27 protein-coding genes are annotated in these 26,183 nt (G+C 68.1%); 11 read left to right on the plus strand and 16 right to left on the minus strand.

Annotation, left to right across the window (positions count from 1 at the left end):
- Window positions 1-25 precede the first annotated feature (25 nt).
- From DT074_RS06630 to DT074_RS06665, 8 genes are read right to left on the minus strand one after another with little or no spacing between them, the layout of a single operon-like run.
- Complete coding sequence (locus tag DT074_RS06630; RefSeq protein ID WP_368744497.1) at window positions 26-745, minus strand: transaldolase; 720 nt, start codon at window positions 743-745, stop codon at window positions 26-28.
- A 34-nt stretch (window positions 746-779) separates the two neighbouring features.
- Window positions 780-1,385, minus strand: a complete 606-nt coding sequence (locus tag DT074_RS06635; protein ID WP_438503667.1) for an SIS domain-containing protein — start codon at window positions 1,383-1,385, stop codon at window positions 780-782.
- Complete coding sequence (locus tag DT074_RS06640; RefSeq protein WP_368744498.1) at window positions 1,382-2,089, minus strand: sugar phosphate nucleotidyltransferase; 708 nt, start codon at window positions 2,087-2,089, stop codon at window positions 1,382-1,384. The genes DT074_RS06635 and DT074_RS06640 overlap by 4 nt, the downstream gene beginning before the upstream one ends.
- The gene (locus DT074_RS06645) at window positions 2,086-3,066 is read right to left on the minus strand and encodes a GHMP family kinase ATP-binding protein (RefSeq protein ID WP_119419036.1); all 981 of its coding nucleotides are present in this window, start codon (window positions 3,064-3,066) and stop codon (window positions 2,086-2,088) included. The genes DT074_RS06640 and DT074_RS06645 overlap by 4 nt, the downstream gene beginning before the upstream one ends.
- A complete protein-coding gene (locus DT074_RS06650; protein WP_119419037.1) occupies window positions 3,063-4,034 on the minus strand; it encodes a Gfo/Idh/MocA family protein in 972 nt (323 codons plus the stop codon). The genes DT074_RS06645 and DT074_RS06650 overlap by 4 nt, the downstream gene beginning before the upstream one ends.
- Window positions 4,034-4,903, minus strand: a complete 870-nt coding sequence (locus tag DT074_RS06655; RefSeq protein ID WP_119419038.1) for an SDR family NAD(P)-dependent oxidoreductase — start codon at window positions 4,901-4,903, stop codon at window positions 4,034-4,036. The genes DT074_RS06650 and DT074_RS06655 overlap by 1 nt, the downstream gene beginning before the upstream one ends.
- Window positions 4,900-6,189, minus strand: coding sequence for a UDP-glucose dehydrogenase family protein (locus tag DT074_RS06660; protein WP_119419039.1), 1,290 nt, complete (start codon window positions 6,187-6,189; stop codon window positions 4,900-4,902). Before DT074_RS06660 ends, DT074_RS06655 begins: the two co-directional genes overlap by 4 nt.
- On the minus strand, window positions 6,186-7,142 hold the full coding sequence (locus DT074_RS06665; RefSeq protein WP_119419040.1) for an NAD-dependent epimerase/dehydratase family protein: 957 nt from the start codon (window positions 7,140-7,142) through the stop codon (window positions 6,186-6,188). Before DT074_RS06665 ends, DT074_RS06660 begins: the two co-directional genes overlap by 4 nt.
- A 207-nt stretch (window positions 7,143-7,349) precedes the next feature.
- On the opposite strand from DT074_RS06665, the gene DT074_RS06670 reads away from it, so the two are divergent.
- Together DT074_RS06670 and DT074_RS06675 are read left to right on the plus strand one after the other, a co-directional pair.
- A complete protein-coding gene (locus tag DT074_RS06670) occupies window positions 7,350-7,967 on the plus strand; it encodes a D-glycero-alpha-D-manno-heptose-1,7-bisphosphate 7-phosphatase (RefSeq protein ID WP_162914679.1) in 618 nt (205 codons plus the stop codon).
- The gene (locus tag DT074_RS06675) at window positions 7,960-8,979 is read left to right on the plus strand and encodes a glycosyltransferase family 2 protein (protein WP_119419042.1); all 1,020 of its coding nucleotides are present in this window, start codon (window positions 7,960-7,962) and stop codon (window positions 8,977-8,979) included. The genes DT074_RS06670 and DT074_RS06675 overlap by 8 nt, the downstream gene beginning before the upstream one ends.
- Here the strand turns inward: DT074_RS06675 and DT074_RS06680 are convergent.
- The 3 genes from DT074_RS06680 to DT074_RS06690 all read right to left on the minus strand — a co-directional run bounded on the left by DT074_RS06680 (window position 8,955) and on the right by DT074_RS06690 (window position 12,589).
- Window positions 8,955-9,668 (minus strand): ribonuclease activity regulator RraA, encoded by a 714-nt coding sequence (locus DT074_RS06680; RefSeq protein ID WP_119419043.1) that lies wholly within the window; start codon window positions 9,666-9,668, stop codon window positions 8,955-8,957. The two genes, DT074_RS06675 and DT074_RS06680, sit on opposite strands and share 25 nt — an antisense overlap.
- 375 nt (window positions 9,669-10,043) lie before the next feature.
- Window positions 10,044-11,426 carry an MATE family efflux transporter gene (locus DT074_RS06685; protein ID WP_119419044.1) on the minus strand — a complete coding sequence of 461 codons (1,383 nt, stop codon included), beginning with the start codon at window positions 11,424-11,426 and terminating at the stop codon, window positions 10,044-10,046.
- Window positions 11,427-11,530: 104 nt separating this feature from the next.
- Window positions 11,531-12,589 carry a class I SAM-dependent methyltransferase gene (locus DT074_RS06690; RefSeq protein WP_368744499.1) on the minus strand — a complete coding sequence of 353 codons (1,059 nt, stop codon included), beginning with the start codon at window positions 12,587-12,589 and terminating at the stop codon, window positions 11,531-11,533.
- A gap of 120 nt (window positions 12,590-12,709) precedes the next feature.
- Here DT074_RS06690 and DT074_RS06695 point away from each other — a divergent pair, with 120 nt between their 5' ends.
- Both DT074_RS06695 and DT074_RS06700 read left to right on the plus strand, forming a co-directional pair.
- Complete coding sequence (locus DT074_RS06695) at window positions 12,710-13,831, plus strand: GlxA family transcriptional regulator (RefSeq protein WP_368744500.1); 1,122 nt, start codon at window positions 12,710-12,712, stop codon at window positions 13,829-13,831.
- A 91-nt stretch (window positions 13,832-13,922) separates the two neighbouring features.
- Entirely contained in the window at window positions 13,923-15,734 is a 1,812-nt protein-coding gene (locus DT074_RS06700; protein WP_162914680.1) for an AsmA family protein, read from the plus strand.
- A 53-nt stretch (window positions 15,735-15,787) separates the two neighbouring features.
- Here the strand turns inward: DT074_RS06700 and DT074_RS06705 are convergent, their stop codons facing one another.
- From DT074_RS06705 to DT074_RS06715, 3 genes are all read right to left on the minus strand, one after another.
- Window positions 15,788-16,279, minus strand: coding sequence for a VOC family protein (locus tag DT074_RS06705; RefSeq protein ID WP_119419048.1), 492 nt, complete (start codon window positions 16,277-16,279; stop codon window positions 15,788-15,790).
- A 7-nt stretch (window positions 16,280-16,286) separates the two neighbouring features.
- A complete protein-coding gene (locus tag DT074_RS06710; protein WP_119419049.1) occupies window positions 16,287-16,961 on the minus strand; it encodes a hemerythrin domain-containing protein in 675 nt (224 codons plus the stop codon).
- A 66-nt stretch (window positions 16,962-17,027) separates the two neighbouring features.
- Window positions 17,028-17,699, minus strand: a complete 672-nt coding sequence (locus tag DT074_RS06715) for a glutathione S-transferase family protein (protein WP_162914681.1) — start codon at window positions 17,697-17,699, stop codon at window positions 17,028-17,030.
- 117 nt (window positions 17,700-17,816) lie between these two features.
- On the opposite strand from DT074_RS06715, the gene DT074_RS06720 reads away from it, so the two are divergent.
- Window positions 17,817-18,737, plus strand: a complete 921-nt coding sequence (locus DT074_RS06720) for a LysR family transcriptional regulator (RefSeq protein WP_119419051.1) — start codon at window positions 17,817-17,819, stop codon at window positions 18,735-18,737.
- A gap of 26 nt (window positions 18,738-18,763) precedes the next feature.
- Here the strand turns inward: DT074_RS06720 and DT074_RS06725 are convergent, their stop codons facing one another.
- Together DT074_RS06725 and DT074_RS06730 are read right to left on the minus strand one after the other, a co-directional pair.
- Entirely contained in the window at window positions 18,764-19,552 is a 789-nt protein-coding gene (locus DT074_RS06725) for a PRC-barrel domain-containing protein (protein ID WP_119419052.1), read from the minus strand.
- A gap of 73 nt (window positions 19,553-19,625) precedes the next feature.
- Window positions 19,626-20,600, minus strand: coding sequence for a helix-turn-helix domain-containing protein (locus tag DT074_RS06730; RefSeq protein ID WP_368744501.1), 975 nt, complete (start codon window positions 20,598-20,600; stop codon window positions 19,626-19,628).
- Window positions 20,601-20,833: 233 nt separating this feature from the next.
- On the opposite strand from DT074_RS06730, the gene DT074_RS06735 reads away from it, so the two are divergent.
- The 6 genes from DT074_RS06735 to DT074_RS06760 all read left to right on the plus strand — a co-directional run bounded on the left by DT074_RS06735 (window position 20,834) and on the right by DT074_RS06760 (window position 26,175).
- Window positions 20,834-22,054 carry an amino acid ABC transporter substrate-binding protein gene (locus tag DT074_RS06735; protein WP_119419054.1) on the plus strand — a complete coding sequence of 407 codons (1,221 nt, stop codon included), beginning with the start codon at window positions 20,834-20,836 and terminating at the stop codon, window positions 22,052-22,054.
- 109 nt (window positions 22,055-22,163) lie between these two features.
- Window positions 22,164-23,039 carry a branched-chain amino acid ABC transporter permease gene (locus DT074_RS06740; RefSeq protein WP_119419055.1) on the plus strand — a complete coding sequence of 292 codons (876 nt, stop codon included), beginning with the start codon at window positions 22,164-22,166 and terminating at the stop codon, window positions 23,037-23,039.
- Window positions 23,036-23,965, plus strand: a complete 930-nt coding sequence (locus tag DT074_RS06745; RefSeq protein ID WP_119419056.1) for a branched-chain amino acid ABC transporter permease — start codon at window positions 23,036-23,038, stop codon at window positions 23,963-23,965. Before DT074_RS06740 ends, DT074_RS06745 begins: the two co-directional genes overlap by 4 nt.
- Window positions 23,962-24,696 (plus strand): ABC transporter ATP-binding protein, encoded by a 735-nt coding sequence (locus tag DT074_RS06750; RefSeq protein ID WP_119419057.1) that lies wholly within the window; start codon window positions 23,962-23,964, stop codon window positions 24,694-24,696. The genes DT074_RS06745 and DT074_RS06750 overlap by 4 nt, the downstream gene beginning before the upstream one ends.
- Window positions 24,689-25,408 (plus strand): ABC transporter ATP-binding protein, encoded by a 720-nt coding sequence (locus tag DT074_RS06755; RefSeq protein WP_119419058.1) that lies wholly within the window; start codon window positions 24,689-24,691, stop codon window positions 25,406-25,408. The genes DT074_RS06750 and DT074_RS06755 overlap by 8 nt, the downstream gene beginning before the upstream one ends.
- Window positions 25,405-26,175, plus strand: coding sequence for an SDR family NAD(P)-dependent oxidoreductase (locus DT074_RS06760; RefSeq protein WP_368744503.1), 771 nt, complete (start codon window positions 25,405-25,407; stop codon window positions 26,173-26,175). The genes DT074_RS06755 and DT074_RS06760 overlap by 4 nt, the downstream gene beginning before the upstream one ends.
- Window positions 26,176-26,183 lie beyond the last annotated feature (8 nt).

Genomic DNA, 26,183 nt, shown 5'->3' on the forward strand with positions numbered 1-26,183 from the left:
AAATCCCGCAGCAGCGAGACCGTCATCACGTGCCGATGAGCTTGAAGCCCGCCGCCTTGGCGTCGTTGTAGAACATCTTGACGGTGTCGAGCGAGAAGGCGTCGAGGTCGCGGCCTATGGTCGGGATTTTCGCCAGGATATCGGGCGTGATAGTGATGATGTCGCAGCCGATCTGGTCCGCCTGAACCAGATTCAGCACTTCGCGCGGGCTGGCCCAGAGCAGCTCCGCTTTCGGCAACCCAACCAATAGCCTCTTGCATTCCACCATCACCGGTACCGGATCGATGCCGGCATCGGCTATGCGGCCCGCGAATACGGAAACGATCGTGCGGCTGGCCGGAAGCACAGATTCGACCACACCCTTGACCTGGGCGATGGTCATGATCGCCGTCACGTTGAGCGAGAACCCCTCACCGGACAGCTTGCGGATCAGCGGCAAGGAAGGTTCGCCCTGGGTATTGGTGATCGGAACCTTGACGTAGGTATTGCCGCCCCATCCCGCGATGATACGCGCCTCGCGCTCCATCGACGCGAAATCATCCGAGAACACCTCAAAGGAGATCGGCAGATCCGGAATTGCTGCAATGGCAGCCTTGGCGAAGGCGGCGTAGTCGGTGATGCCAGCCTTGCGCATCAAAGTCGGATTGGTGGTGAAACCAGCCACCGTACCGGCCTTGTAGGCCTTCGCCATGGCGTCGATATCGGCGCCGTCCATGAAGATCTTGGTGCGAAATGTCCGGTTCAATTGTGTCCCCCTGGGGCGCGCGGAGTGACGCGGCTCAACGCGTCGATTCCCACTTGGTCTCGTTCGTCTTGAGCACGGGATGCGTGACGATCAGGTGCCAGACCACGGCATGAAACGCCTCGGTATGCGGGGTGATCGTCGACGCATTCACGGTCGGCACCACCACGCAGGCATCAGCGACCTTTGCAGTATAGCCGCCGTCGCGACCCACCACGCCGACCACCGCGGCGCCGACACTCTTCGCGAGCTCGAGCGCACGCACGAGATTAGGGCTGACATTCTTCTCGAGATTGCCGCCTCCGACGGAGAAGATGAACAGGGCATCCTTGGGCGAGAGGCGGCTGACCTGCAGCCAGCTCGCGAACACGCCTTCCCAGCCATCGTCGTTGATGCGGGCGGTCAGCTCGGAAACGTTGTCGGTCGGCGCATAGGCCTCGACCCCGGCGATCTTGCGGAAGTCGTTCACCGCATGCGAGCAGTTTCCGGCGCTGCCGCCGACGCCCAAAAAAAACAGCCGGCCACCGGCGTTCCGCACCCGAAGAATCACCTCGACCATGGCATCAATCTGCTGCCGGTCGAGGCGGCGAATGATCTCGACCGCCTCGTCGAGATAGCTGGCGGTGTATCCGCTCACGCTCAAGATTTGCCTCCCCTCAGAAGGACGTCCGTCTCGTGCAATCCGGCGGGCGAGCCGATTTCGTAGAAGCGTTCGGCGACCTCATAGCCGATCAACTCTCCTCGCTCCAGGAGTTCTGCATAGAGCTCGGCGAGGTCGAAACTGCTGCCGGTGGCACGGTTGACAAAAGCACGGTCGGCGAGAATGCCGAGCCCGTAATCGATATGCCGCATGGCCGGCGTCTGCCGCGATTTGTTGTAGGCGCGAATTCGGCCGCCGTCATACTCGACGTTGCTGGTATCCCACCGCCCTTCGTTGCGGAACACCGTCATCAGCCCGCAGGCACCCCCTGCCTTGAAGGTAGCCACGACGGGAGCGAAAGGCGTCGGCAGGTAGCTATCGCCGTACATCACCAGGAATTCCGGCCCGAGCAGCGGCGCCGCCTGCAGGAGGGCGCCACCGGTGCCGAGCAGCACCGGCCCATCGAAGGCGTATTCGACCTCGAGGCCGAAGCGCTTTCCATTGCCCACCGCCGCGCGAATCATCTCGCCAAGAAAGCCCACACAGATGACCGCACGCGCGACGCCCTGGGCACGGATCAGTCGAAGCTGGTGGAAGATGAATGGCTCGCCAGCGACCTCAAGCAGCGATTTCGGCATCGTCTCGGTCGCCGGCCGCATGCGCGTGGCGAGGCCCCCCGCGAGCAGCGCCAGCGGCGGCATCGTCATTGGATGACCGTCTTGGTGCCCTCGAAGTCGAAGCGGAAGCGGACCTCCTGCAGGCCGACTTCGAGCATGGCGTGCCGCAGACGCGCCTTCTCCTCCGCGTAGAACATCAGAAAGCCGCCGCCGCCGGCGCCGATCAGCTTGCCCCCCAGGGCGCCGTTCGCCATGGCGAGGTCGTACCATTCGTCGATCTGGCCGTTCGACATGGCGCCGGAGCGCCGTTTCTTGTGCTGCCAATGCTCGTGCATATGGGCCGCGAAGCGGCGCAGGTCGCCAGCTTCCAGCGCCTCCTTGCTCTTCAGCCCGAGCTCTTTCACGTAGTGCAGGTTGGCCACCATGTCGCCGTCGGCCGCCTTGGTCTTCGTATCCTGCTCCTGCAGAATCGACGAGGCCTTGCGGGAATAGCCGGTGAAGAACATCACCAGCCCGTCCTCGAGGTTATTCCGCGTCTCCACGTCGACCGCGAGCGGCCAGGCATCGACTTTGCCATCGCGGTTGAAGCGGAAACAAGTCAGCCCGCCATAGGCGGCGATGTACTGGTCCTGCTTGCCGATCGGCTCGCCCAGACGTTCGATCTCGATCTGGCAGGCCTGCTCGGCGAGCTCCTCCGGATGCACCAGATTGCGCCGGTGGGCATGCAGCGCCTTCAGCAGCGCCGTGGTGAAGCTGCCGGACGAGCCGAGCCCGGTGCCGGCCGGGATGTCCGCCATGCTGGTGATCTCGATCGACCGGCCGGACAGGCCGACCAGGTCGAAGGCCTCGCGGATGATCGGATGCTCCAGCTCGCGCGCCGACGCCACGCGCTCGAGGCGGGAATACTTGACGATCATGTCGTCGACGAAGGTCTGGTGCAGCGTGATGTAGACATAGCGGTCGATCGCCGCCGCGATCAGGAAGCCTTCGTGCTCGCGGTAATAGGAAGGCAGGTCGGTGCCGCCGCCGCCGAGGGTGATGCGGAGCGGGCTCCGGGTGATGATCATGGCATGTGCCGCCGATAGGCCTGGTCGATGATGACGTGCATGGCGACCGCATCCTCGATGCCGCCGACGAGCGGCCCCTTCCCTTCCACCGCCAGCGCGAAGGACTGCATCTCTTCATCCCACGACCGGTCGGGAAACGGGTACTCGTGGATGGTCGTCTCCGGCGGCCCCATCCCGGGCAGCATGCGGTGGATGGTGAGCCGCTCGACGCCATAGGAGCCACCGAGGCCGTCGATGGTCAGCTTACCGTCGCGACCGGCGATCTCGAAGGAGAAGGTGTTCTTCCATTCGGTCCAGCTCGCATGCAACCAGGCCAGCGCGCCGCCCTCGCCCCGGAGCGCCAGAAAGCAGTTGTCGTCGACCGCGGCGTTCCAGAACAGTGTCGGTGTGTGAGCATAGTCGAGCTTGAGCTCGCCCATGAACCAGCGGGCGAGATCGATCAGGTGCGAGCCCTGATCGACCAACTCGCCGCCGCCGGAGATCGCGGGGTCGCAGCGCCACTCCGTCTCATAGCCCGGCCGGCCGCCATGCCCGTAGCGGCCACGGATATAGAGGATCGGCCCGATCCATCCGCTTTCATGCATCGTATGCGCCAGAAGTAGCGCCGGATGGAATCGATGGTTGAAGCCGACCTTGGCAAGGCGCCCTGATGCCGCCGCGGCGGCCGCGACCGCCTGGACTTCGGCCAGACTGCGGCCGGCCGGCTTCTCCACCAAAACGTGGCGCCCCGCTTCCAGCGCCGCAACCGCGATCGGCGACAGCGCATCATGGGCGGTTGCCACCACGATGGCGTCGAGATCCAGCTGCACCACATTGCGCCAATCGGCGGTCGCAATAGCACCGACCTTTTGGCCGAGCCTCTCCGCTTTGCCGAGATCGAGATCGGCGACCGCCACGATCTGATGCCCGCGCGCCGCCAGTGCGCGCTTCTCGCCGATCAGGCCGCAGCCGACGATGCCGAGGCGCATCACGGATCGCCCCAAAGCTTGCCGCGATCCTTTGGCACGATGCGGCGGAGCGTGTAGATGTCGCTGTCGTCGAGATCAGCCCGATGCGCCGGCAGGTCCGCCCAGGGGTCCCAGACCGCGCTGATCAGCTTGCCGGTGATGCCGTCGCTCGCCGGCGAGGCCAGCCAGGCGCAGAGCGCCGCGCCCTTCTCGAGCGGCGTGCCGCCTTCCCGCTGAATCCGCTGCATGCGGGCATGGAAGTCCGCGCCGACCTTGTCGGGGCCTGCCTGCAACAGCTCGTCCGTCAGCCGCGTGTTCAGCGCCCCGGGCGCCACCGCGTTGACATCGATGCCGAAGCCGCGGGTCTCCTCGGCGAGGGTCTCGGTGAAGCGCACCACCGCCGCCTTGGACGCCGCATAGGCGCTGATATTGGGCAGCGGATTGGTGGCGCCGCCGCCGGAGATGTTGATGATCTTGCCCCGCCCGCGCGCCTTGAAATGCGGCAGCACCGCGCGGCAGGGATAGACCGTGCCGTGCAGGTTGATGGCGATGGCCTCGACCCATGCCGCCCACGGCACGGTTTCGAGCGGCCCCATCGGCCCATAGACGCCGGCATTGTTGACCAGTACATCCAGGCCGCCGAACGCCTCGATCGCTTGAGCAACCAGCGTCTCGACATCGGCGGTCCGGGCGACGTCGGCCGGCATGCCGAGCACCTTCTGCCCCGGCACGGCGATATACTGCAGCGCCGCCACCACTGTATCCAGCGCGGTGCCGTCGCGGGCGCAGAGCGCGACCGAGGCGCCCTCCTCGACGAAGCGTCGCGCGATGGCAGCGCCGAGGCCGAGCGATGCCCCGGTGATGATCGCCGTGCGCCCTGCCAGAATCATGTCGGCCTGCCGATGGTCACGTAATCGACGCCGGGCTGGCCTTCCAGCGCCGCCGCCAAGAATCGATTCTGATCCAATACCAGCGCGCGCGCCATGCCGCCGACCATAGCCGTCGCGGTGAGCGACCGGAATTCCGGCCATTCCGTCATGATCGCCACCGCCTCGGCGCCGGCCAGTGCCGATTCGGCGGAATCCGCCAGGGCGGCAGCGCCGATCTCGTCCGGCAGCCGCCGCACCGCCGGGTCGAACACGGCAAGCCGCGCGCCGGCGGCGAGCAGGTCGCGGCAGAGCTCGACCGCGACCGAGCGGCGCGTCGCATCGGTGCCGGGCTTGTAGGCCAGGCCCAGCACGGCGATGCGGCGGCCCGAGAGGTCGCCGAGCCGCGCCCGCAACTGCCGCAGCGGCCAGCCGCGGTGGTAACGGTTCGACGGGATGATGCCGCCGATCATCGGCAGCTCCAGCCCGCTGCGGGCGGCGAGCGTCTGCAGGAAGGCGACGTCGCGCGCCAGCGTGCCGCCGGCGAAGGCGGCGCCGGGGCGCAGATAGGCCTTCGGCCCGATGCGCGGCTCGCTGCGCAAGGCGGCTTCGACTTCCGCCGCATCGGCGCCTGTCGTCTCGCAGAGCGCGGCGATCTCGTTGATGAAGGTGACCGAAGTGGCGAGGAAAGCATTCAGCGCGTGCTTCGCCATCTCGGCGGATTCGAGCGAAACCCAGAGGATGTTGGTCGAATACGGCCGCAGCAGATCGGCAAGGATGCCGCGCGCGGCGCCCTCCGCGCCGCCGACGATGATTCGCCCCGGCTCGCGAAACGCCTCCAGAGCACGGCCCAGCCGCAGATTCTCCGGCGAATAGGCGAAGCTCACCTTGCGGCCGTTCGCGACAAGGGCGAAGGCATCCGCCAGCGATCGCGTGGTGCCGACCGGCAATTGCGAGGAGATCAGCACGACCACGCCATCGCCGAAATGCGGGAACAGCGACCGGATCCGATCGGTCACATGCGCAATATCCGCCCGGTCGTCCTCGTCGACCGGCGTATCGAAGCTGACCCAAACCACCTGCGCCCCGGCGACTGTTTTCGGATCGGCGGCGAAGCGAAGCTTCCCGGCCGACAGCCCTTGCTTCACCAGATCCTCGAGGCCGGGCTCGAACAAGGGCGGGCGTCCCTCCGACAGGCCCTGCACCGTCGCCGCATCGTCGTCCAGACCCGTGACATCGAACCCGGCGGCGGCGAGGCAGGCCGCCGTCACGCTGCCGAGATGCCAGAGCCCATGGACGCAGACTTTCATGGCCGCTGCCCGTAGACCCAGGCATTGGAACGCAGCCAGTCGAGCGTGCGGACGATGCCCTGCTCGATGGTCAGCCGCGGCTGCCAGCCGAGCGCCATGATGCGGCTCACGTCGAGGAAGATGAACGGGTTGTCGCCGACCCAGCCGCGGTCGCCGCCGGCATAGCTGAGCGCCGGATCGAGGCCGAGATGGGCCGTGATCCAGCGCACCGAATCGTTCACCTCGACATAATCCGGCACGCCGAGATTGAAGATGTTGACCTTATCGTCCGCCTTCTCGATCGCCAGCAGCATGGCGTCGATGCAATCCTGCACATGGAGGTACGACTTGCGCTGCCGTCCGTCGCCCAGGATGTGCAGCCGCGTCGGGTCCTCCGACAGGCGCCGGTAGAAATCGAAGATATGGCCGTGCGTGTAGCGCTCGCCGAGGATGGAGACGAAGCGGAAGATCCAGGACTGGAAACCGAAGCCCTCGCAATAGGCGGCGATCAGGCCCTCGCAGGCGAGCTTGGAGGCGCCGTAAAGCGAGGTCTGCACCGGGAAGGCCGCGTCCTCGGGGGTCGGAAACACCTTGGCCTCGCCATAGACGGAGCCTGTGGAGGGAAAGGCGATGCGGCGCACGCCGTGGCTGCGCATCGCCTCCAGCACGTTGAAGGTGGCGACGGTGTTCTGCTGCAGATCGCGCGACGGATGCTCGGTACCGAAGCGCACATCGGCATTCGCCGCCATATGGAAGACGAAATCGTTGCCGCGCATCGCGCCATCGAGCGCCGCGGCGTCGAGCAGGTCACCCTCGATCAGGCGGAAGCCGGCCAGCCGCCCGGCCTCGGCGAGGAACTTGCGCTGTCCGGTGCTGAAATTGTCGTAGGCCGTCACCTGGTGGCCCAGGGCGAGCAGGCGGTCGACCAGATTGCTGCCGATGAATCCGCCTCCCCCGGTGACCAGACAGCGCATGCGGTTTCAGCGGCTCCCGAAATGGCCCCGAAGGCTGGCGAAACGGCGGACGGCCGAGGCCTTTGCCCAACCAACCCTGTACCGGATCACCCCCGGCCCAGCAAGGCGTCAGGCCTGGGAACGATTGCCTTTCTCGGCACCAGGCAACCACGTTATAAGTCCCGCGACTCGGGGCATTCCGAAGCAGACGCGAGGCGCGGAGCGCGCGTGCAATCAACCATTGGCCGATCTCGGCCCGCGGTCTTCCTCGACCGCGACGGGGTCATCAACAGTAACGTCCATTATGCCGATTCGGGGCTCTGGGAAGCACCGCGGCGCGTCGCCGATCTGGCGCTGCGACCCGAGGTACCGGCGGCGGCGCGAGCTTTGTGCGAAGCCGGATTCGCCCTGTTCGTCGTCACCAACCAGCCGAACGCCGCCAGACGCAAGGCATCGATGGCCGACCTGAGGGCGGTGCAGACGGCAGCGATGGCAGGCCTGGTTGCCGGCGGCGCCGCCCTGACCGAGGATTTCGTCTGCTTCCATCACCCAGAGGGCGTCGTGCCGGAGCTGTCGATCCGCTGCGTCTGCCGCAAGCCGTCGCCCTTCTTCCTGCACGAGGCGGCGCGGCGGCACGCGGTGGACCTGAAGGCGAGCTGGATGGTGGGCGACCGCGACACCGATATCGAATGCGGCCAGGCCGCCGGCACCCGCACCATCCAGATCGCGCCCGACCATCCCGGCGCCCTGCACGGCGCGGCGCGCCCCGATTTCCACGCCGCCGATCTCGCCGAGGCGGCTGCGATCATTCTCGCCGCGGCGCGGCCGGGAGCGAGCAATGGCTGAGCCCGGTCGCGCGGTTGCCATCTCGGTGGTGGTGCCGGTCTACAACGAGGAGGACAGCATCGAACCTTTCCTGGCCCGGACCGTCCCGGTGCTAGAAAAGATCGGCCCCTACGAGATCATTTTCTGCCTCGATCCTTGCACTGACCGCACGGAAGAGGTGATCCGCGCCGCGGCCGGCGCCAACCCGCGCATCGGCCTGTTAGTGTTCAGCCGCCGCGTCGGGCAGCCGGCCGCGACGCTCGCCGGCATCTTCAATTGCCGCGGCGATGCCTGCGCCGTCATCGACGTGGATCTGCAGGATCCGCCGGAGGTGATCGCCGATCTGCACGGCAAGCTCGCCGAGGGGTTCGAGGTCGTCTATGGCCGCCGGCGCTCGCGGCGCGGCGAGACCCTCCCCAAGCGGCTGGTCTCCTGGGCCGGCTACAAGGTCATCAACCGCATCGCTTCGGTCGATATTCCGCGCAATACCGGCGACTTCCGCATCATGAGCCGGCGAGCGGTCGAAGAGCTGCGCTGGCTTTCCGAGGGGCATGGCTTCCTGCGCGGCATGGTGGCGCTGGTCGGATTCCGCCAGGGCGAGGTGCTGTACGACCGCGACCAGCGCCATGCCGGACAGCGCAAATACAATGCCTATCTCGGCTCGCTGAAGATCGGCTTCAACGGCATTGTCGGCTTCTCGACCTATCCGCTGTCGCTGATCCTGGTGCTCGGCCTTGTCGTCGCCGGCCTGGGTCTGCTGGGCAGCCTCTATATCCTGGTCTCGAAGCTGGCCTTCCAGCAGGACTACCCGCTCGGCGTGCCGACCTTGATCATCCTGGTGCTGCTATTGGGCGGCATTCAGCTCATCTCCGTCGGCGTGCTGGGCGAGTATATCGGCCGCACCTACGACGAGGTGCGCCGGCGTCCGCTCTATGTCGTGGATCGGGCGGTGAACGTGGAGATGATCGATCGGCGTGGCCCGCGAAGCGGCCCAGGTGATAGGTCTGCTCAGCCCTTCTTCGAGGCCTCGTAGCGCGCCTTGGTCTCGGCGTTCATCGGATAGAGGCCGGGCAGCTTGGTGCCCTTCTCCACCTCCGACATGATCCAGGCCTCCATGCGCTCCTGCTCCGGCGCCTGCGCCAGCACCTCGTCGAGCAGGGCGGCCGGGATCAGCACCGCGCCATCGTCGTCGACCACCACCACGTCATCGGGGAACACCGCGACGCCGCCGCAGCCGATCGGCTGCTGCCAGGCGACGAAGGTGAGGCCGGCGACCGAAGGCGGCGCCGCCCCGCCCTGGCACCAGACCGGGAGCCCGGTGCCGAGCACGCCGGCCACGTCGCGGACCACGCCGTCGGTGATCAGCGCCGCCACGCCCTTCTTCTGCATGCGGGCGCAGAGGATGTCGCCGAAGATGCCGGCATCGGTGATGCCCATGGCGTCCGCGACGGCGATGCAGCCCGGCGGCATCGCCTCGATCGCGGCGCGGGTCGAGATCGGCGAGGACCAGCTCTCCGGCGTCGCCAGGTCCTCCCGCGCCGGCACGAAGCGGAGCGTGAAGGCGCGCCCGACCAGGCGCGGTTGGCCCGCCTTCAGTGGCCGGGCGCCGCGCATCCACACGTTCCGCAGCCCCTTCTTCAGCAGGATCGTGGTGATGGTGGCCGTGGTGACCGCGCTCAGGGTCTTGACGATGGCGGCATCGAGCGGCTGGGAATCCGACATGGGGGCTCTCGCTCCGAAGAAGGGCGCCCCTGCTTAGCGCAAGCCGGCGCACCGCCGCAAATCGCCGGCCTATGGCGGCCTATGAAAGCCTATGGCGTCCAATGGGAGCCTGTGGCGGCCTATGGGAGCCTATGATTGCCTATGGCGTCCTATAATTGCCTATGGGAGCCAATGGCGGGGCGCGCTTGACCGCGCTAGGAGCTTGATTTTTCAGGTATTTTCTAATTCGGCTGCGCCCGGGGATCGGTTTCGAGCGCGCAGGCGTCGGCGCCGGGCCGGTTTCGCGCCTGTAGGACGACTGTCTGCACACATTCAAAGAACGTGCCCCGCCGAGAGGCAGGGCATCCGGACATATAGTTACGCGTGGTGCAAATTTCAAGACGCGGCGCTGCATTGCCGCCTGAGCGTCAATCCGGCAGTGGCGAAGGCGCCAGTCGTGAGGCCGATCCAGATTCCGGTGACGCCGAGCGCCAGCGTCTCGCAGAGATAGAGGCCGAGCGGCGCGGCGACGGCCCAATAGCCGACCAGCATGTAGACCATCGGCGCGCGGGTATCCTTGCGCCCGCGCAGCAGGCCGGCCGCCGCGAGGGAGGGATAGCCGGCGAACTGGAGCACGCCGAGCAGGATCAGGAGGCCCGTCGCAATTTCCGCCGCCTTGATGCCGGCGGCACCGGCATCGAAGAATACGGCGGCCAGCGGCCCGGCACCCAGCACCAGCATCAGGCACATCGCCGCGCCGAAGACGAGCGAGAGCACGATGCTGCTCGCCGCCACGGCCCGTGCAGTCGCGGCATCGCCAAGCGCCTCCGCACGCGCCATGCGCACCATGGCCGCCTGCAGCAGCGCCGCCGAGCCCGCATAGGCGATGCCCGCCATCCGGAGTGTCAGCGTATGCGCGGCGACATCCGCCGCCCCGAGCGTCGCGGCATAGAGCGTCGCGCCGAGGAAGATGCCGGTCTCGGCCGTCATGGTGATCCCGATGGGGATGCCGAGCCGGAGCACCGCCGCCATGCCCCGCCAGTCGAACGGCGCATCGGCGCGGTGTGCGGCGGGAAATGCTCGGCGGGCAATGAAGACAAGCACCGCGAGACTCGCCGCCGCGACCAGCAGCGAGGAGACACCGGCCCCGGTCGGGCCCAAAGCGGGCATAGGGCCGAGCCCCAGCATCAGGACATAGTTCGCGACCGCATTGAGCGGCAGCATCGCCAGCGTCACCTTCAGGAAGACCTTTGGTTGCTCCGCCGCGGTGAGGATGGTGCGGTAGAGCATGACGCCGAGCATGGGGAGGAGCATCAGCGCCACGGCGCGCGTATAGCCCTGGCCGCGCTGCAGCAGAGCCGGTTCCAGGCCGAAGCTTTCGAGCCAGATCGGCGCGAGCCAGACCAGCGGAACGGTGAACCCCGCCAGCAGAACGACCGTCGCCCAGCCGATCCGCTCGAGCCGCGCGCGGTCATTGCCGTCGGCGCGCGTCACCGCCGCCGTATAGAACGGCGCGATGCCACCAAGAACACCGGCGCAGAGATAGAAGACGATCGAATAGAGATCGCTGCCGACCGCCACTGCCGCCAGCGCATCGGCGCCGAACAGCGCCGAGACCATGACCGTGTCGGTCACGCTCATCCCCATGTTGACCAGCGCGATCAGCGCGATGGGCGCCGCCAGGCGGAGCAGCGCGCGCCCCTCGTCGGCGCGCCGGCGCCAGGCGGAATCCGCCGCCGGCCGGGAGCTGGAGACAAGATCTGCTTGTGCGAGAGACATTTTTCACCCATGCCGCAGTCGCGGCCAGCCGCGATCGCGGCGAAGATCGCCAGCCGCGATCCCCGCCGGACCGACGCCGCCTGGCCGTCAGGATCGATCGAGGATCAGAGCCGCGCTTCGAGGATCAGGTTGAACGGCGTCGCCATGGCGCGGCGGAAGTTGAGGAAGCCGTTGGCGCGTGCGAGGTGGGCTAGACGTTCCTCGCCGGCTTGGGCGCCCAGCACGTAGTTGCCGTTCTCCGAGATCGCGTGGGCGCAGCAGAGCGCGGCCGAGCCCACGTAGTAGAGCCGGCCAATCGGATTGATGTTGTCTTCCAGCCGGTCGCCGGCGAAAGGTTCGACCAGCATCACGGTGCCGTCCCTGGCGATGGACGTCGCGGCGTGCTGCAGCGCCTTGTCGGGATGCCCCATATCGTGCAGGCAATCGAAGTAGCAGATCAGGTCGTACTGGTTGGCCGGATAGTCGGTCGCCTGCGCCACGGTGAAGCCGACGCGATCGGCGACGCCCGCCACCTCGGCATTGCGGCGCGCTTCGACGATCGATTCCTCGTGCACGTCGAAGCCCCAGAAGAACGACTTCGGATAGGCCTTGGCCATGATGATGGTGGAGTGGCCATGGCCACAGCCGATATCGGCGACCTTGGCGCCCGCCTCCAGCTTTGCCGTGACGCCCTCCAGAGCGGGCAGCCATTCCTGCACCAGGCTGCCCTGATAGGCGTTGCGGTAGAAGGCGGCGACGCCGCAATAGAGCCGCTCATCGTGCTCACCCCAGCCGATGCCCTTGCCGGTGCGGAACGCGTTCAGGATCTTGCTCTCGTCGGCCCACATGGTGGCGTTGACCGACCAGGCCGGCGGCATGAAGACGGGGCTCTGCTCATCGGCCAGCACCATCGCCTGCTCGGGAGTCAGCTCGTAGGTCTGGCTCCCCGGATGATAGGCGACGTACTTGCCGGCGACCTGGGCGTTCAGCCATTCGCGCACGTAGCGCTCGGCGCAGCCGCTGCGCGCGGCGACTTCGCCGGAGGTCAGCGGCCCGGCATTCGCCATCGCGCGGTAGAGCCCAAGCTTGTGGCCGACGCTGATCATGAAGCCACCCTGGGCGGACGACATGTCGCCGACCGCCATGCCGACCAGGTCATTGAGCTTCTGCATATCGACGTTCATCGTCATCACCATTGTGCAACGTGCGGATTGGTCCGATCGCGGGCACGATGGTGTTTGGCAGGGCGAAACACGAGAGCGTAACGTGTCAATACCGGTCCGTTCATGCCACTCGACGGTGAGATGCCGAGCCAGCCGCCCCTGCATGTCAGTCTCGTAGCCATTCCGGAGGCGTCGGTCTCGACCCTGCTTGGCCTCTACGATGTGCTGAACGCGTTCCCCATGCTCAAAGACTTCGTCGGCATGCCATCGGACACGCCGCCGTTCAAGGTCGAGATCGTCGGCACGGCCGCCGGCCCGATGGTGCTGGCCGGCGGCACGACCGCCCAGGTCCACCGCAGCGTCGGCGAACTGGACAGGACCGATATCGTCATCGTGCCGTCGCTGGTGGCGAGAGATGGGCGATGGGAGAAGGGGCGCTATCCCGAACTGGTCGGCTGGCTGCGTCAGGTCTACGGCCGCGGGGCCAAGCTCTGCTCGGCCTGCTCAGGCGTCTTCCTGCTGGCCGAGACCGGCTTGCTGGACGGCCGCGATTCCACCATCCACTGGGTCTATGCGTCTCATTTCCGAAGCCTCTATCCGGACGTCCCGCTGCACCCGGAAAAGACCCTGGTGGTGGCCGGCGAGCGCGAGCAGTTCGTGTCCTGCGGCGCATCGATGTCGTGGCACGACCTGGCCCTGTATCTGATCGCCCGTCACACCGACCTGACCGCCGCGCAGGCGGTGGCGAAGTTCTTCGCCTTGCAATGGCACCATGACGGGCTTGGCCCGTTCATGATCTTCGAGGGGCGGCGCGACCACGGCGACGCCGCAATCCTCGATGCCCAGACCTGGCTCGCCAAGCATTTTTCCGTCGCCGATACGGTGACGGAGATGGTCAGCCGCTCCGGTCTGGCGGAGCGCACCTTCAAGCGCCGCTTCACCAAGGCAACCGGCCTTGCGCCGCTCCCCTATGTGCACCGCCTACGCATCGAGGAGGCGAAGCGCCGGCTGGAGCGGACGTCCGACTCCATCGACGAGATCGGATGGCGGGTCGGCTACGAGGACTCCGCTTTCTTCCGCAGATTGTTCAAACGGCTGACCGGCGTTGCGCCCGGCCAGTACCGGCGCCAGTTCCAAGTTCCAAGCTTTGCCCGTGCCCCTGCCGGCGGGCCGGCCTCCAGGCCCTCTTCGTCGGCGGAGAAGGTCGATCCCGGGCAAGCCGGTCGACAGCGGTCGCCGAACCCCCAATTGAAAATTTCTTGAGCGGTTCAGACGGATATCATCGCGCCCCCGCGCGTTGAGGCTGGACGTGACGCGAAGAATAGGAGCCTGGATGCGCCGGATATGGCCTGTATTGGCCGTCGCGACGGGTCTGGTCGTGGCAATGGCGGCGGCCCTCGCCATCGTTCTGGCCACGGTCGACCTCCGGCCAATTGTCGAGCGCTGGGCCGGCGAGGCGACCGGGCGACGCGTCGCCATCGAAGCGCTCGACATCCGCTGGGGCCTGCCGGTCGCGCTGGAGCTGCGCGGCCTTCGCGTCGGCAATGCGCCCTGGGGCGGCGAGCCGGAGATGGTGTCGCTGGAACGGCTCTCCGCCGAGATCGATCCATGGTCGCTGCTCGGCGGCGCGCTTGAATACCGGCGGATGAGGGGCAGCGGCCTGAAGGTCGTGCTGGAGCGCGGGCCCGGCCGGATCGGCAACTGGAAGATGGGCGATGGCGGCGGCGGCGGCCTGATCCCCAAGAACCGGAGCCAGTTCCCGACCTTGATCGACTTCGTGCTGGCCGAGGGGCTGGTGATCTACCGCGACGCCGAAAGCGGGGTCGAGATCCGGATCGGTCTCGACCGGGTGGCGGTCGGCGCCGAGGACGCGGCATCGCCGGCGCGCCTTGCCTGGCAGGGCAGCTACAACGGCACGCCGGCGACGCTCGAGGCGCGCACCGGTTCCTTCACCACGATGCGCCGGACCGATATGCCGTTCGGGATCGAGATGACGATGACCGCGACCGGCGGCGACCTGCATTTCAAAGGCGGGACGATGCGCCCGCTGGATTTCGAGGGCGTGGACGGCGAGGCACGCGCTTCATTGCCCGATATCGGTCGCTTCCTTACCGCGCTCGGCGCCGCGGTCGATCTCGGCGCACCGATCGAGATCGCGGGCCGGCTGCGGCGCGGCACGCTGGACTGGCAGCTCGACGACGCCACCGGCCAGCTGGCCGGAAGCCCGTTCCGTGGCGACATCGCGCTCAAGGAAGGGACGCATGACGTGCCCGATGCCGTCGAGATCGCGGGCGAGTTCGAGCGGCTGGACCTGGACGAGGTTCTGCGCCGTCGGGACGATGCCGCGCCTGCGCCGTTCGGCGACCTGTCGCTCGACGTGCCGGCCGCGCGCAGCACCCACCTCGCCGCCCGCCTCGGCGCCGCCGCGGCGCGATTTCAGGGCATCGAAGTGGCGGACCTGCGGGCCGAACTGCGCCTGCTTTCCGGGGAGATCGGCATCGACCGCCTCGGCTTCGACGTCGCGCAAGGCAAGGTCGGCCTGCAGGCATCCGGCCGGCCGGCCGGCGACGGGGCCGGCCGGTGGACCGGGCTTGCGACCGTCGACGGCGTGCGGGTCGGCGAGCTGGCGCAGCATCTCGGCGTTGCCGTCGATGAGATCGCCGGCGCATTGAGCGGCGAGATCCATCTCGAAGCGGCGGGCCGGGTGGTGCGCGATGCCCTCGCCGGCCTTGGCGGCCATGCGGTGCTGGTGCTGCGCGAGGGCCGCATCGCGCGTTCGCTGGCCGAGCGTGTCTCGACCGATATCCGCGCCCTGTTCCGCGACAGGAGCGGCTGGACCCCGATCGAATGCTTCGTGGGGCTGGCCGAGATCGAGAACGGCACCGGCCGGATCCGTCCCGTGCGGGCGGTGACGCCGGACATGGCGCTGCGCATGACCGGCAATATCGCCTTCGACCGGCGCCGGCTGGACCTGCTGATCGAGACCGATAGCCGCGGGATGGACCTGCTGCGCCTCAACATGCCGATCCGCGTGCGCGGCAGTTTCGACGATATCGGCATCGCGCCGCTGGTCGGCCCCACGCCGACGACGCCGGCGAACTGGGCGCTGGACCGTTTTCCACCGAGCGCGCAGGCGATCGCCCGCGGCAATGCCTGCCTGCGTTAGATCCTACCGGCCGCGCTTACGACGCAGGTCGTGCCGCAGGATGCCGGCGCGGTTCAGGCGCCCGGCGCGGCGACGGAATCGCGCCATCGCGCCAGCACGGCATGCGCCTCGGACTTCGCGCCCGTACCGGCCTCGCTTCGCCGCGGCTGGCGCTCGCAGAGCTCGACCACATAGCCGTTCGGGTCCCGGAAATAGGTCGAGCGGACGAAACCGTGGTCGGTCGGCCCCCGCACTTCGAGCCCGCGGGCGAGCGCCGCCGAACGCGCCCTGGCAATGGCGTCGGGCGTGGCCTCGAGCGCAAGGTGCAGGTCGAAATCGCGCTGGTCCTTGAACGCAAACGGCTGCGCCGGCTCCTCGAAGAACGCCACGGCGGAACCGTCGCCCATGGCGTAGAAGGTGTGCAGCGCATGCGTGGTCCGGCCGGTCACCGTCCGTTCGATCGGCAGTGCCTTGACCAGCTCGAGCCCCAGCACTTCCTCGTAGAAGGCACGGGTTTCCTCGCTGTCGCGACAGCGGAAGGCGATGTGGTGCAGTCCCTTGATCATGGCGGCCTCAGGCGGCGACGGCGAATTCCCGGCAGAGCTGCGACCAGTCCTTGGGCGCCAGCGAGGGCCGCGCGGCCTGGTCGAGGATAGCCGAGAACGCCTCCGGCGGCGCGCCGGCCTTGAGGTCGCGCAGGAAGGCGATGCGGTCCTGCGGCGGCGCCGCCGGCAGCATCAGGCGGAGATACCGCATGAGCTTTTCCGGCGGTATCGTTGCGATGATGCGCGCCTCGGCTGCGGCAAGCTCCGCATCGGTGAAATGGGCATGGAAGACCGGGAGCGCAACCTCCTCCTCGCGCGCCATATGCAGCATGTCGTCGGCGACATAGGTGGTGAAGCGCAGATAGAGCGTGCGCAGGGCGGCCGCGCGCTGGGCCGGCGGCGCGCTCTCCAGGCCCGCGATGAGCCGCTCGAGCGCAGCGAAGGTCTCTTGATGATCCGCGTGATCGGTATCGAGCGCCGCCGCCACGTCCGGCGCATGGCGCCGCAGCAGGCCGTTGATCTCGCGGTCCTCATGCACGAGATGCGAGGAAGCGAGGGCGAGAAAATCCCGCAGGTCGGCAATGAGTGCGGCGGCGGCATCGCCGTCGGCGGTATCGAGCGAGCCGATCCGCGCGAGCAGGCGCGCCGCGCCGAGGCGCAAGCCCTTGTGGATCAGATTGTAGAAATCGTAGCGCTGAGACATGGCTTCTCCTTTGCCGGGCGCGTTGCCCGGCCGGTCCGACCGTCGATGCGATGAAGCTGCGTTCCGCTAGGCCGCGTTCTGCCGCTGCGCCTGGATGGCGTTGCGCCAGCCGTTGAAGGCCGCGTGCACCGGCGCCCATGCCGGGCGCGATTTCATCGCGGCGATCCAGCGACAGACATGCGGATGCGGCGTGAGATCGAAATCGATCAGCTCGCCCAAGGTCACGAAGCAGGCGCCGAGATAGTCGGCCAGCGTGATCTGCCGACCGCAGACGAAGGCGCCGGTTTCGGCGAGCGCCGCGTCCAGCACGGCGAGCCGCGCGCGGGCCCGCGCCAGATGCCAGGCACGCCGCTCGCTCTCGCCGGGCTCAGCCAGCGCATAGCCCGGCAGCACGCGCGCATAGACCTGGCCGTAATTGTAGTCCTGCAGGAACAGCGTGACGAACCAGTCCATCCACTGGTTGATGCGCGCGCGGGCCTGGGCCTGATAGGGATAGGCCGGCGAGCTGATCAGGTCGGCCACGTATTTGAGGATGGCGGAGCATTCGGTCAGGCGAAACCCGTCATGCTCGAGCACCGGCACGGTGCGGTTGGGATTGATGCGCGCGAAGGCCTCGGCGAGGTTCTCGCCCGCCATCAGATCGACCGGCACGATTTCCAGGTCGAGCCGCGCTTCGGCGGCGAACAGCAGCACCGGCCGGCAGGTCGTCGCGGCCGGATCGGCGTAGAGTTTCAGCATCGTGGTGTCCCCCTCGGATGCGGCAAGTGATGCCATGGCCTGCTGGATAGCCCCTCCCCATGCCGGCCGACAGCCGAAGTCTTGCAGTTTTGTTCTGCATTCCTGCAGAATGCGCCGATGTTCGAATGGGGCGATTGCCGCATTTTCCTGACCGTGGCGCGGTCCGGCAGCACGCTGGCCGCGGCGAGAAGCCTGGGCGTCAACCAGACCACGGTCGCCCGCCGCATGGCCGCGCTCGAGGCGGCGACCGGGCTTCGCCTGTTCGACCGGCGTCAGGACGGCTATCGCCTGAGCGAAGACGGCGCCGCGCTGATGGCGGCGGCGGAGAAGATGGAGCAGGCCGCGCTGGGTCTCGAACAGGCGGTCGGCCAGCAGCGTCGCCATCTTGGCGGCGTGGTCCGCGTGACCACGACCGAAACCCTGGCCAACGATATCCTGACGCCCTGGATCGCCGAGTTCATGGAGCTCTATCCGCAGATCCGCGTCGAGACCATTGCCACCGAGCGGCGGCTCGACCTCGCCGCCGGCGAAGCCGACATCGCGATCCGGTCGCAGAAGAAGCCGGACGATTCCGGCGTGGTGTACCGCCGGCTGGCGCCGGGCGCCTGGGCAGTCTATTGCAGCCCCGCCTATGCCGCGCGGCGCGGCGTGCCCCGATCGGTGGAGGAACTGGCAGGCCACAGCGTGATCGGGGTGGACGGGCCGCTCGGCAAGCTCGACCCGTTCCAATGGATGACGGCGGTGACGCCGCCCGACAGCTTCCGCACCAAATGCGTCAGCGTTGTGAACATGGTCGCCGCTATCAAGGCGAGTCTCGGCGTAGGCCCATTGCCGTGCATGCAGTCGAGCAGCGAGGCGCTGGTCGAATGCTTTCGCATGCCCGATTTCGGCTACAGCTTCTATCTCGTCACCAATGCCGCGCTGAAGAACACGCCGCGCATCCGTGCGTTCAACGATTTCATCATCGCGCGCGCGGCGTCGTTCCGCCAATTGCTGGATGGCCGCGCCCCCGAGACCACGCCGCCGGCAGCATCCTGAGCGGCGTTCCGGCCGCGTCCGCCCATCTACTCCCAGTACACCGTCTGACCATAATGCTTGTAGAGGCGGCCTTCGTAGTCGCGCCGCGGAGGCTCCTGCGGATTGAATTCCGGGCTCTGCTCGACCTGCTCGCGGGTCAGGGCGACGGTCAGCTGGCGGTCGGGCCAGGAGATTTCGCGCACCCATGTGGGCGCGACGATCACCTTGCGGCCCGGCAGCCAGTTCCGCGTGTCGATGACGAGGTAGCGGATGCGCCAGCCGTCGTCGTCGATCAGCACATCCTCGACATGGCCGATGCCGCCATCCGTCGCCGCGATGTGGTAGCCGGTCACCTCGCGCCCGCTGCGCAGATGGGGGTCGCGCCGGGCCTCCTCCTGCGCCAGGGCTTCGGCCCGGCCGCGATCCATCGGCGGCGCGCCGCCCGCGGGCGGCTGGTTCGGCAAAGGGTAGACCGCCGGCGGCACCGGCACCGCCGTCCAGGCGCCGACGCCGGCGGCCCAATAGGGCGGCCAGGCATAATGCGCATAGAGACTGGCTTCGTTCTGCCGGCTGACCGGCTTGTCGGTCGAGACATCCGGCGCGTGCTTGATCTTCTCCTGGGTCAGGCTGATCGGCAGCTCGCGCGCCATCTCGTCCGGCCGGCCGAGCGCCGGCGGCGCCAGGAGCACGCGGCGGCCGAACAGCCAGGCGGTATCGACCACGAGCCACCGGACCTGCCAGTCCTGGTCGTCGAAATAGACGTCCACGATCGAGCCGAGCCTGCCGTCGGTCGCGTGCAGCTTGAAATTGCGCAAATGGTCAAGTCGCCACAGCATGATCAGCCTCTTTGCCGGATTGCGTCCCTGAAAGGGAAAGCTGCGACCCGGGCGAGGCGTTCCTACGGCCGAGCTATGCGCCGCCGGCGACCGCCATCCGCTGCCAATAGCCGGCATCGGCGAGCGCGGTGCTGCGATAGCTGCGCGGCGGCACGCCGAAGCGGTCGCGGAAGCTGCGGCTGAAATGGGTGGAGGAATTGAAGCCCCAGGCGAAAGCGATCTCGGTGATCGAGCGCGCGAGGCAGGCGGGATCGGAGAGATCCTGCCGGATGCGCTCCAGGCGGCGACGCCAGAGATAGGCACTGAGCGTCTCGCCCTCGTCGCTGAACAGCTTGTGCAGATAGCGCTTGGAGCGGCCGAGCGCGGCGGCGATCTGCTCCACCGACAGGTTGGGATCGTGCAGGTTGGCCTCGATCAGGGCGCGCACGCGGCTCAACGCCGCCTCGCGCAAGGAGGCCTCGGTGTCGATGCCGGCCTTGTCCAGCGCGGCGAGCCGCACCAGGTTGGCGACGCCGGTCACGACCTCGCTGTCGGTATCGGCGATATCCGGCAGGTGGCGGAACGCGGCGGTCAGATACTCGTAAGCCAACCGGCCGACGCCGTCGCGGCCGGAAAAGCGGCGCACCACGGTCGCATCGAGATCGATGCCGAGACGCTCCAGATCGTCCCGCGGCAGCAGCAGCGCGATCTGGTCGATCGCATCGGAATTGGAGACGATGTAGGCGCGGGTCGTGTCGTACAGGCTCCACTCGCCGGGCGAGAGCACCACCTTGCGGCCGGCCTGCTCGAAACAGGCCACGCCCCGCATCTGCGCCACGATCTTCACATAGCCGCGATCGTCGCGCCGGATCAGCTCCGGCGTGCGCACCACGCGGTGGCGGCTGGCGATGATGCGGCAGAGCTTGGAATGGCCGAGGCTGCCGAGCTCGAGCCGGCCGGCGAAGCCGCTGTCGCCGAAGGTGTCCGCGGCGAGGTGGCCGATATGGCGGCGGACGAATTCGCCCCACAGCGCCAGGCGATCGGGCCTGCCGACTTCTTGCGTGGACACTACGGCGATTGCGCCCACGGCCCTCCCCGCCCAGGACGTCCGACGCCGGAGAGTACTCTCGCGCGATCTGGGCCGTAAATGCCGACCGTCTGCTGCACCGCAGCAGGCGGAGCCGATTGCGCTGTCAGGAAAGCCGCCGTGCGCTCCCAGGCAAGTTGCCGGCTCGAAACGGGACTATGAGGAGGGCAAGACCCGATCGCGCGCGCGGTCGGAACAACAAGGGAGGCCAGACGATGCAACGCATGAGCGGTCTGATCCGGGCTGCGTCGGTGGCGGCGTGCCTTGCGCTCGCGGCCGGCACCGCGTCCGCGCAGGAGCCGAAGTCGATCAAGATCGGCTATGCCATTTCGAAGACCGGGCCCAATGCCGGCGGCGCCAACATCACCCAGATCCCGAACTACCAGATGTGGGTGAAGGAGGTGAACGACAAGGGCGGGCTGATGCTGAAGAGCATTGGCAAGCGTGTGCCGATCGAGGTGATCGAATACGACGACCGGTCCAATTCGGAAGAGGCGGTGCGCGCGGTCGAGCGCCTGGTCACCCAGGACAAGGTCGACCTGCTGTTCCCGCCCTGGGGCACCGGGCTGAACCTTGCGGTCGGGCCGGTGTTCAACAAATACGGCTATCCACAGCTCGCCTTCAGCGCGGTGACCGACCGCGCGCCGGAGCTGGCCAAGCGCTGGCCGAACAGCTTCTGGTTCCTCGGCACCAGCCAGATGTATGTCGGCGCGCTGGCCGACCTGCTGGCCAAGCAGCAGAAGGTCGGCAAGATCAACGCCAACGTGGCGATGATCAGCATCGCCGACGGCTTCGGCATCGACCTGTCGAAAGCGGCCCGCGAGGCCCTGCCCAAAGCCGGCATGAAGCTGGTCTACGACAAAAGCTATCCGATCGGCACCCAGGACCTGTCGCCGCTGATCGCCGAGGCGCAGCGCTCCGGCGCCGATACCTTCGTCGCCTTCAGCTATCCGCCCGACACGGTGGCGCTGACCGACCAGGCCAAGGTCGCCTCGTTCTCGCCCAAGGTGATGTTCCTCGGCGTCGGCGTCGGCTTCCCGCTCTATCCCGGCAAGTTCGGCGCCAATACCGAGGGCGTGATGTCGCTGGGCGGCTTGTCGAAGGACAATGCGGGCACGGCGGAATACCGCAAGAAGCACAATGCCATGCATGGCCGTGATCCCGACTACTGGGGCAGCCAGGTCGGCTATGCCTCGCTGCAGATGCTGCAGCAGGCGGTGGAGCGGGTCGGCAAGATCGACCGGCCGGCGATCATCAAGGAGCTGCAGACCGGGACCTTCGACACCGTGCTCGGCAAGATCAAGCTTGAAGGCAACATGCCGAAGGACGCGTTCTGGGTGCTCGGCCAGTGGCAGAACGGCTTCTATACCGGTGTCGCGCCGCAGCGCCCGGGCGTCGCCGAGCTGATCGTACCGAAGCCGGCCTGGAAACCGTAATCGGGCCTGAGGGGGAGAGCGGAAAGCGGCCGGCGCATGACGCCGGCCGCGCCCTCTTGCGCCATGCTGTACGATCACCCTTGGCGCGACAGGAAATAGGGCGGCGCAAGTGATCCTGCTCGAGGCGACGCTCGCAGGGTTGGTGCTCGGCGGCATGTACGCGCTGGTGGCGCTCGGCCTCAACCTGCAATACGGCGTCGCGCGGATCATGAACCTGGCCTATGGCGAGGGCGTGATCGTCGCCGCCTTCGCCGCCTGGTGGCTCTACACGGCGGGCGGCATCAATCCGATCTTCGGCCTGGCGCTGATCCTGCCGGCGGCCTTCGCCGTCAACTGGCTGATCTACCGGCTGGCTCTGACGCCGCTGGTGCGCCGCGCGAAGCTGCGCGAGCAGCTCGAAGTCGACAGCATCCTCGCGACCTTCGGGCTGCTGTTCGTCGTGCAGGGGCTGATGCTGGTCGCCTTCGGCGGCGCCTATTACAGCTACGGCTTTCTCTCCGTGCCGGTGGTCATCGCCGATGTCACCATCGCGGCGAACCGCCTGCTGGCGCTGGGCTTCGCCCTGGTGCTCGGCCTCGCGCTCTATCTCGCGCTGACGCGGACGCGGATCGGGACGGCGGTGCGGGCCGTGGCGGTCGACCCGGTCGCGGCAGGCCTCGTCGCCATCGACGTGCGCCAGGTGGCGGCGGCGAGCTTCGCGCTTGGCGGCGCGCTGGTCGCCGCCGGCGGCGTGCTGGTCTCCATGTTCCTGACCTTCAACGCCAATATCGGCGTGGTCTTCACCATGAAGGCGCTGATCGTCGTCATCATGGGCGGGGTCGGCAATCTGCTCGGCTGCCTGGTCGCCGGGCTGATCCTGGGGCTGACCGAGACCTTCGTCGCCACCTGGGTGGACCCAGGCCTCACGCTCGCCGCCACCTACGCGATCTTCCTCGCGATCCTGCTGGTCCGGCCGCAGGGCCTGTTCGGCCGGGCGGCGCGGTGAGGCGCGGCGCGGTCATCGTCGCCATTGCCGCGCTCGCGCTCGGGCTGCTCGCCTTCGTGCCCTGGATCGCCGACGGCTATCAGCTCTCGCTCGCAATCGGCATCCTGAACTATGCGGTGCTGGCGACCGCCTGGACCCTGTTCTCCGGCCCGACGCGCTATGTCTCGCTCGCCACCGTCGCCTTCTTCGGCATCGGCGCCTATACGGTGGCGGTGCTGGGCGAGGTGCTGGCCTGGCCGGTGGTGCTGTTGATCGCCCTCGGCACCGGCAGCGTGGTGGCCCTGGTGGTCGGCTTCGCGACGCTGCGCCTCTCCGGCGTCTATTTCGTCATCTTCACCTTCGGCCTGGCCGAGCTGATCCGCCAGGTCGTCACCTGGTTCGAGGTGAACGTGACCCGGACGCTCGGCCGCTATGTCTTCGTCGACATCAGCCAGGAGCAGATCTACTGGCAGCTGCTCGGCCTGACGGCGCTGGTCTTCGGGGCCGGCTACGCGATCCGCCGCTCGCGGCTCGGCCTGGCGCTGCGGGTGATCGGCGACGACGAGGTGGTGGCGCGCCATCTCGGCATCGGCACCACGGCGGCGAAGGTCGCGCTGTTTACCTTCAGCGCCGGCTTCATGACGCTCTGCGGCGCCATCATGGCGCCGCGCTGGACCTATATCGACCCGGCCATCGCCTTCAATCCGGTGGTGTCGTTTCAGGTGCTGATCATGGCGCTGCTGGGCGGCGCGCACCGGCTGTATGGCCCGCTGCTCGGCGTGATCCCGTTGACCCTGCTGTTCGAGTTCCTGCTGGCGCGCTTCCCGAACCATTTCAGCATCCTGATCGGGCTCGCCTTCATGGCGATCGTCTATGCCATCCCGCGCGGCATCACCGGCCTGGTCGAGCAGGCGAGCGCCCGCCTGCGCCGGGGCGCGGCACCGTGAGCGGCGCCGCACTGTTGCAAGTCGACGGCCTGACCCGCCGGTTCGGCGGGCTGGTGGCGGTCGACGGCGTCTCCTTCGCGGTCGGCGAGGGCGAGATCCTCGGCCTGCTCGGGCCGAACGGATCGGGCAAGACCACCGTGCTGAACCTGATCTCCGGCGCGCTGCGCCATGATGCCGGGCAGGTCGCGCTGGCCGGCGAGGCGATCCACGGCCTGCCGCCGCACCGAGTGGCGCGCCGCGGCATCGCGCGGACCTTTCAGCTGGTGCGTCCGCTCGGCTCGCTCACCTGCCGCGAGAATGTGGCCGCGGCGCTAGCCTTCGGCCGGCGCCGTGTCTTCGGCACCGGCGCGGCGGCCGAGATCGAGGCGTTGCTGGACCGCGTCGGCCTCGGCGGCCGCGGCGATGCCCTGCCGGAGGCGCTGACCTATATCGACCAGAAGCGGCTCGAGCTCGCCCGCGCGCTGGCGCTGGGCCCGCGCCTGCTGCTGCTCGACGAATGGCTCGCCGGACTCAATCCGACCGAGCTCCGGCAGGGGATCGAGCTGGTTGCCGCCCTGCGCGCGCAAGGCATGGCGATCCTGATGGTCGAGCATGTGATGGATGCGATCCGCTCGCTCTGCGACCGCTGCGTGGTGATGAATGCCGGCCGCGTCATCGCCCAGGGCACGGTCGAGGCGGCATTGGCCGATCCGGAAGTCGTGCGCGCCTATCTCGGCGACGACGATGCTTGAGATCGCGCGCGTCTCCGTCGCCTATGGCCAGCACCGCGCCGTCGACGACGTAGCCTTGCGGGTCGCCAAGGGCGAGATCGTGGTCGTGCTCGGCGCCAATGGCAGCGGCAAGTCGTCGCTTCTAAAGACGATCGCCCGGGTGCTGCCTTCGGCGCCCGGCGGGAGCGTCCGCCTGGCTGGCCGCGAGATCGCCGATCTGCCGCCGCATGCCGTGGTGGAGGCGGGCCTCGCCCTGGTGCCGGAAGGCCGCGGCATTTTCGGCGAGCTGACCGTGCGCGAGAACCTGATGCTGGGCGCCTTCGCCCGGCGGGCGCGGGCCGGCGAGGCCGCCAATCTGGCGCGGGTGCTGGCGCTGTTTCCGCGGCTCGGCGAGCGGCTGGGCCAGGCGGCGCGCACGATGAGCGGCGGCGAGCAGCAGATGGTGGCGATCGGCCGCGCCCTGATGTCGGCGCCCGACATTCTGCTGCTGGACGAGCCGTCCCTCGGCCTGGCGCCGCTGATCTGCGGCGAGCTGTTCCGCGCGCTGACCCGGATCCGCGAGGGCGGCATCGGCATCCTGCTGGTCGAGCAGAATGCCAAGCGCAGCCTCGCCATCGCCGATCGCGGCTATCTGATGGCGCAGGGGCGCCTGGTCGGCGAGGGCGACGCGGCGCGCCTGCGCGCCGATCCGGCGGTGCAGCGCGCCTATCTCGGCCATTTCGACGCGGCATGACGGAGGCAGCGATGGGCGTGCTCGACGGCAAGATAGCGGTGGTCACCGGGGGCGCCGGAAGCCTGGGCCTCGCTTCCGCCCGGCGCTTCGTCGCGGAGGGCGCCCGCGTGCTGCTGGTCGACCGTGACGAAGCGGGCCTGCGCGCCGCGGCGGCGGCGCTCGGCGGCCGTGCCGAAACCTTCGCCGCCGACGTCGCCGACGCCACGGCGGCGCGCGCCTATCTCGACGCGGCCGCGACGCGCCTGGGCGCCATCGACGTGCTGTTCTCCAATGCCGGCATCAGCGGCGCGATCCGGCCCGTGACCGACTATCCCGAAGACGTGTTCGACGCGGTCATGGCGGTGAACGTGCGGGCGAGCTTCCTCGCCTGCAAGTACGGCCTGCCCAGGATGCGCGACGGAGGCAGCATCGTCATCACCTCCAGCGTGGTCGGCGTCACCGCCGATCCCGGCATCGCTGCCTATGCCACGGCCAAGCATGCGGTGATCGGCCTGATGCGCGTGGTGGCGAAAGAGGCGGCGCCGCGCCGCATCCGCGTCAATGTCATAGCGCCAGGCCCGATCGACAACGGCTTCCAGCGCGAGGTGGAGAAGGGCCTAAGCGGCGCCATCGGCCGCGATGCCACCGCCTTCCTCGACGGCATCATACCGCTCGGCCGGCATGGCCGGGCGGAGGAGATCGCCGAAACCGTTCTGCACCTTGCCTCCGACCGGTCGAGCTTCACCACCGGGTCCGTGATCATGGCCGACGGGGGCATGCATATCTGAACGCCGTA

It is taken from the genome of Desertibaculum subflavum (assembly GCA_003576705.1).
GTDB classification, from domain to species: Bacteria; Pseudomonadota; Alphaproteobacteria; order Ferrovibrionales; family Ferrovibrionaceae; genus Desertibaculum; species Desertibaculum subflavum.

Excerpts from the sequence above, each read along its gene's own strand:
- DT074_RS06640 (WP_368744498.1), bottom strand. The coding sequence starts at position 2,089 with ATGACGATGCCGCCGCTGGCGCTGCTCGCGGGGGGCCTCGCCACGCGC.
- DT074_RS06645 (WP_119419036.1), bottom strand. The coding sequence starts at position 3,066 with ATGATCATCACCCGGAGCCCGCTCCGCATCACCCTCGGCGGCGGCGGC.
- DT074_RS06650 (WP_119419037.1), bottom strand. The coding sequence starts at position 4,034 with ATGCGCCTCGGCATCGTCGGCTGCGGCCTGATCGGCGAGAAGCGCGCA.
- DT074_RS06655 (WP_119419038.1), bottom strand. The coding sequence starts at position 4,903 with ATGATTCTGGCAGGGCGCACGGCGATCATCACCGGGGCATCGCTCGGC.
- DT074_RS06660 (WP_119419039.1), bottom strand. The coding sequence starts at position 6,189 with ATGAAAGTCTGCGTCCATGGGCTCTGGCATCTCGGCAGCGTGACGGCG.
- DT074_RS06665 (WP_119419040.1), bottom strand. The coding sequence starts at position 7,142 with ATGCGCTGTCTGGTCACCGGGGGAGGCGGATTCATCGGCAGCAATCTG.
- DT074_RS06675 (WP_119419042.1), top strand. The coding sequence starts at position 7,960 with ATGGCTGAGCCCGGTCGCGCGGTTGCCATCTCGGTGGTGGTGCCGGTC.
- DT074_RS06680 (WP_119419043.1), bottom strand. The coding sequence starts at position 9,668 with ATGTCGGATTCCCAGCCGCTCGATGCCGCCATCGTCAAGACCCTGAGC.
- DT074_RS06685 (WP_119419044.1), bottom strand. The coding sequence starts at position 11,426 with ATGTCTCTCGCACAAGCAGATCTTGTCTCCAGCTCCCGGCCGGCGGCG.
- DT074_RS06690 (WP_368744499.1), bottom strand. The coding sequence starts at position 12,589 with ATGAACGTCGATATGCAGAAGCTCAATGACCTGGTCGGCATGGCGGTC.
- DT074_RS06695 (WP_368744500.1), top strand. The coding sequence starts at position 12,710 with ATGCCGAGCCAGCCGCCCCTGCATGTCAGTCTCGTAGCCATTCCGGAG.
- DT074_RS06705 (WP_119419048.1), bottom strand. The coding sequence starts at position 16,279 with ATGATCAAGGGACTGCACCACATCGCCTTCCGCTGTCGCGACAGCGAG.
- DT074_RS06710 (WP_119419049.1), bottom strand. The coding sequence starts at position 16,961 with ATGTCTCAGCGCTACGATTTCTACAATCTGATCCACAAGGGCTTGCGC.
- DT074_RS06715 (WP_162914681.1), bottom strand. The coding sequence starts at position 17,699 with ATGCTGAAACTCTACGCCGATCCGGCCGCGACGACCTGCCGGCCGGTG.
- DT074_RS06720 (WP_119419051.1), top strand. The coding sequence starts at position 17,817 with ATGTTCGAATGGGGCGATTGCCGCATTTTCCTGACCGTGGCGCGGTCC.
- DT074_RS06725 (WP_119419052.1), bottom strand. The coding sequence starts at position 19,552 with ATGCTGTGGCGACTTGACCATTTGCGCAATTTCAAGCTGCACGCGACC.
- DT074_RS06735 (WP_119419054.1), top strand. The coding sequence starts at position 20,834 with ATGCAACGCATGAGCGGTCTGATCCGGGCTGCGTCGGTGGCGGCGTGC.
- DT074_RS06755 (WP_119419058.1), top strand. The coding sequence starts at position 24,689 with ATGCTTGAGATCGCGCGCGTCTCCGTCGCCTATGGCCAGCACCGCGCC.
- DT074_RS06760 (WP_368744503.1), top strand. The coding sequence starts at position 25,405 with ATGACGGAGGCAGCGATGGGCGTGCTCGACGGCAAGATAGCGGTGGTC.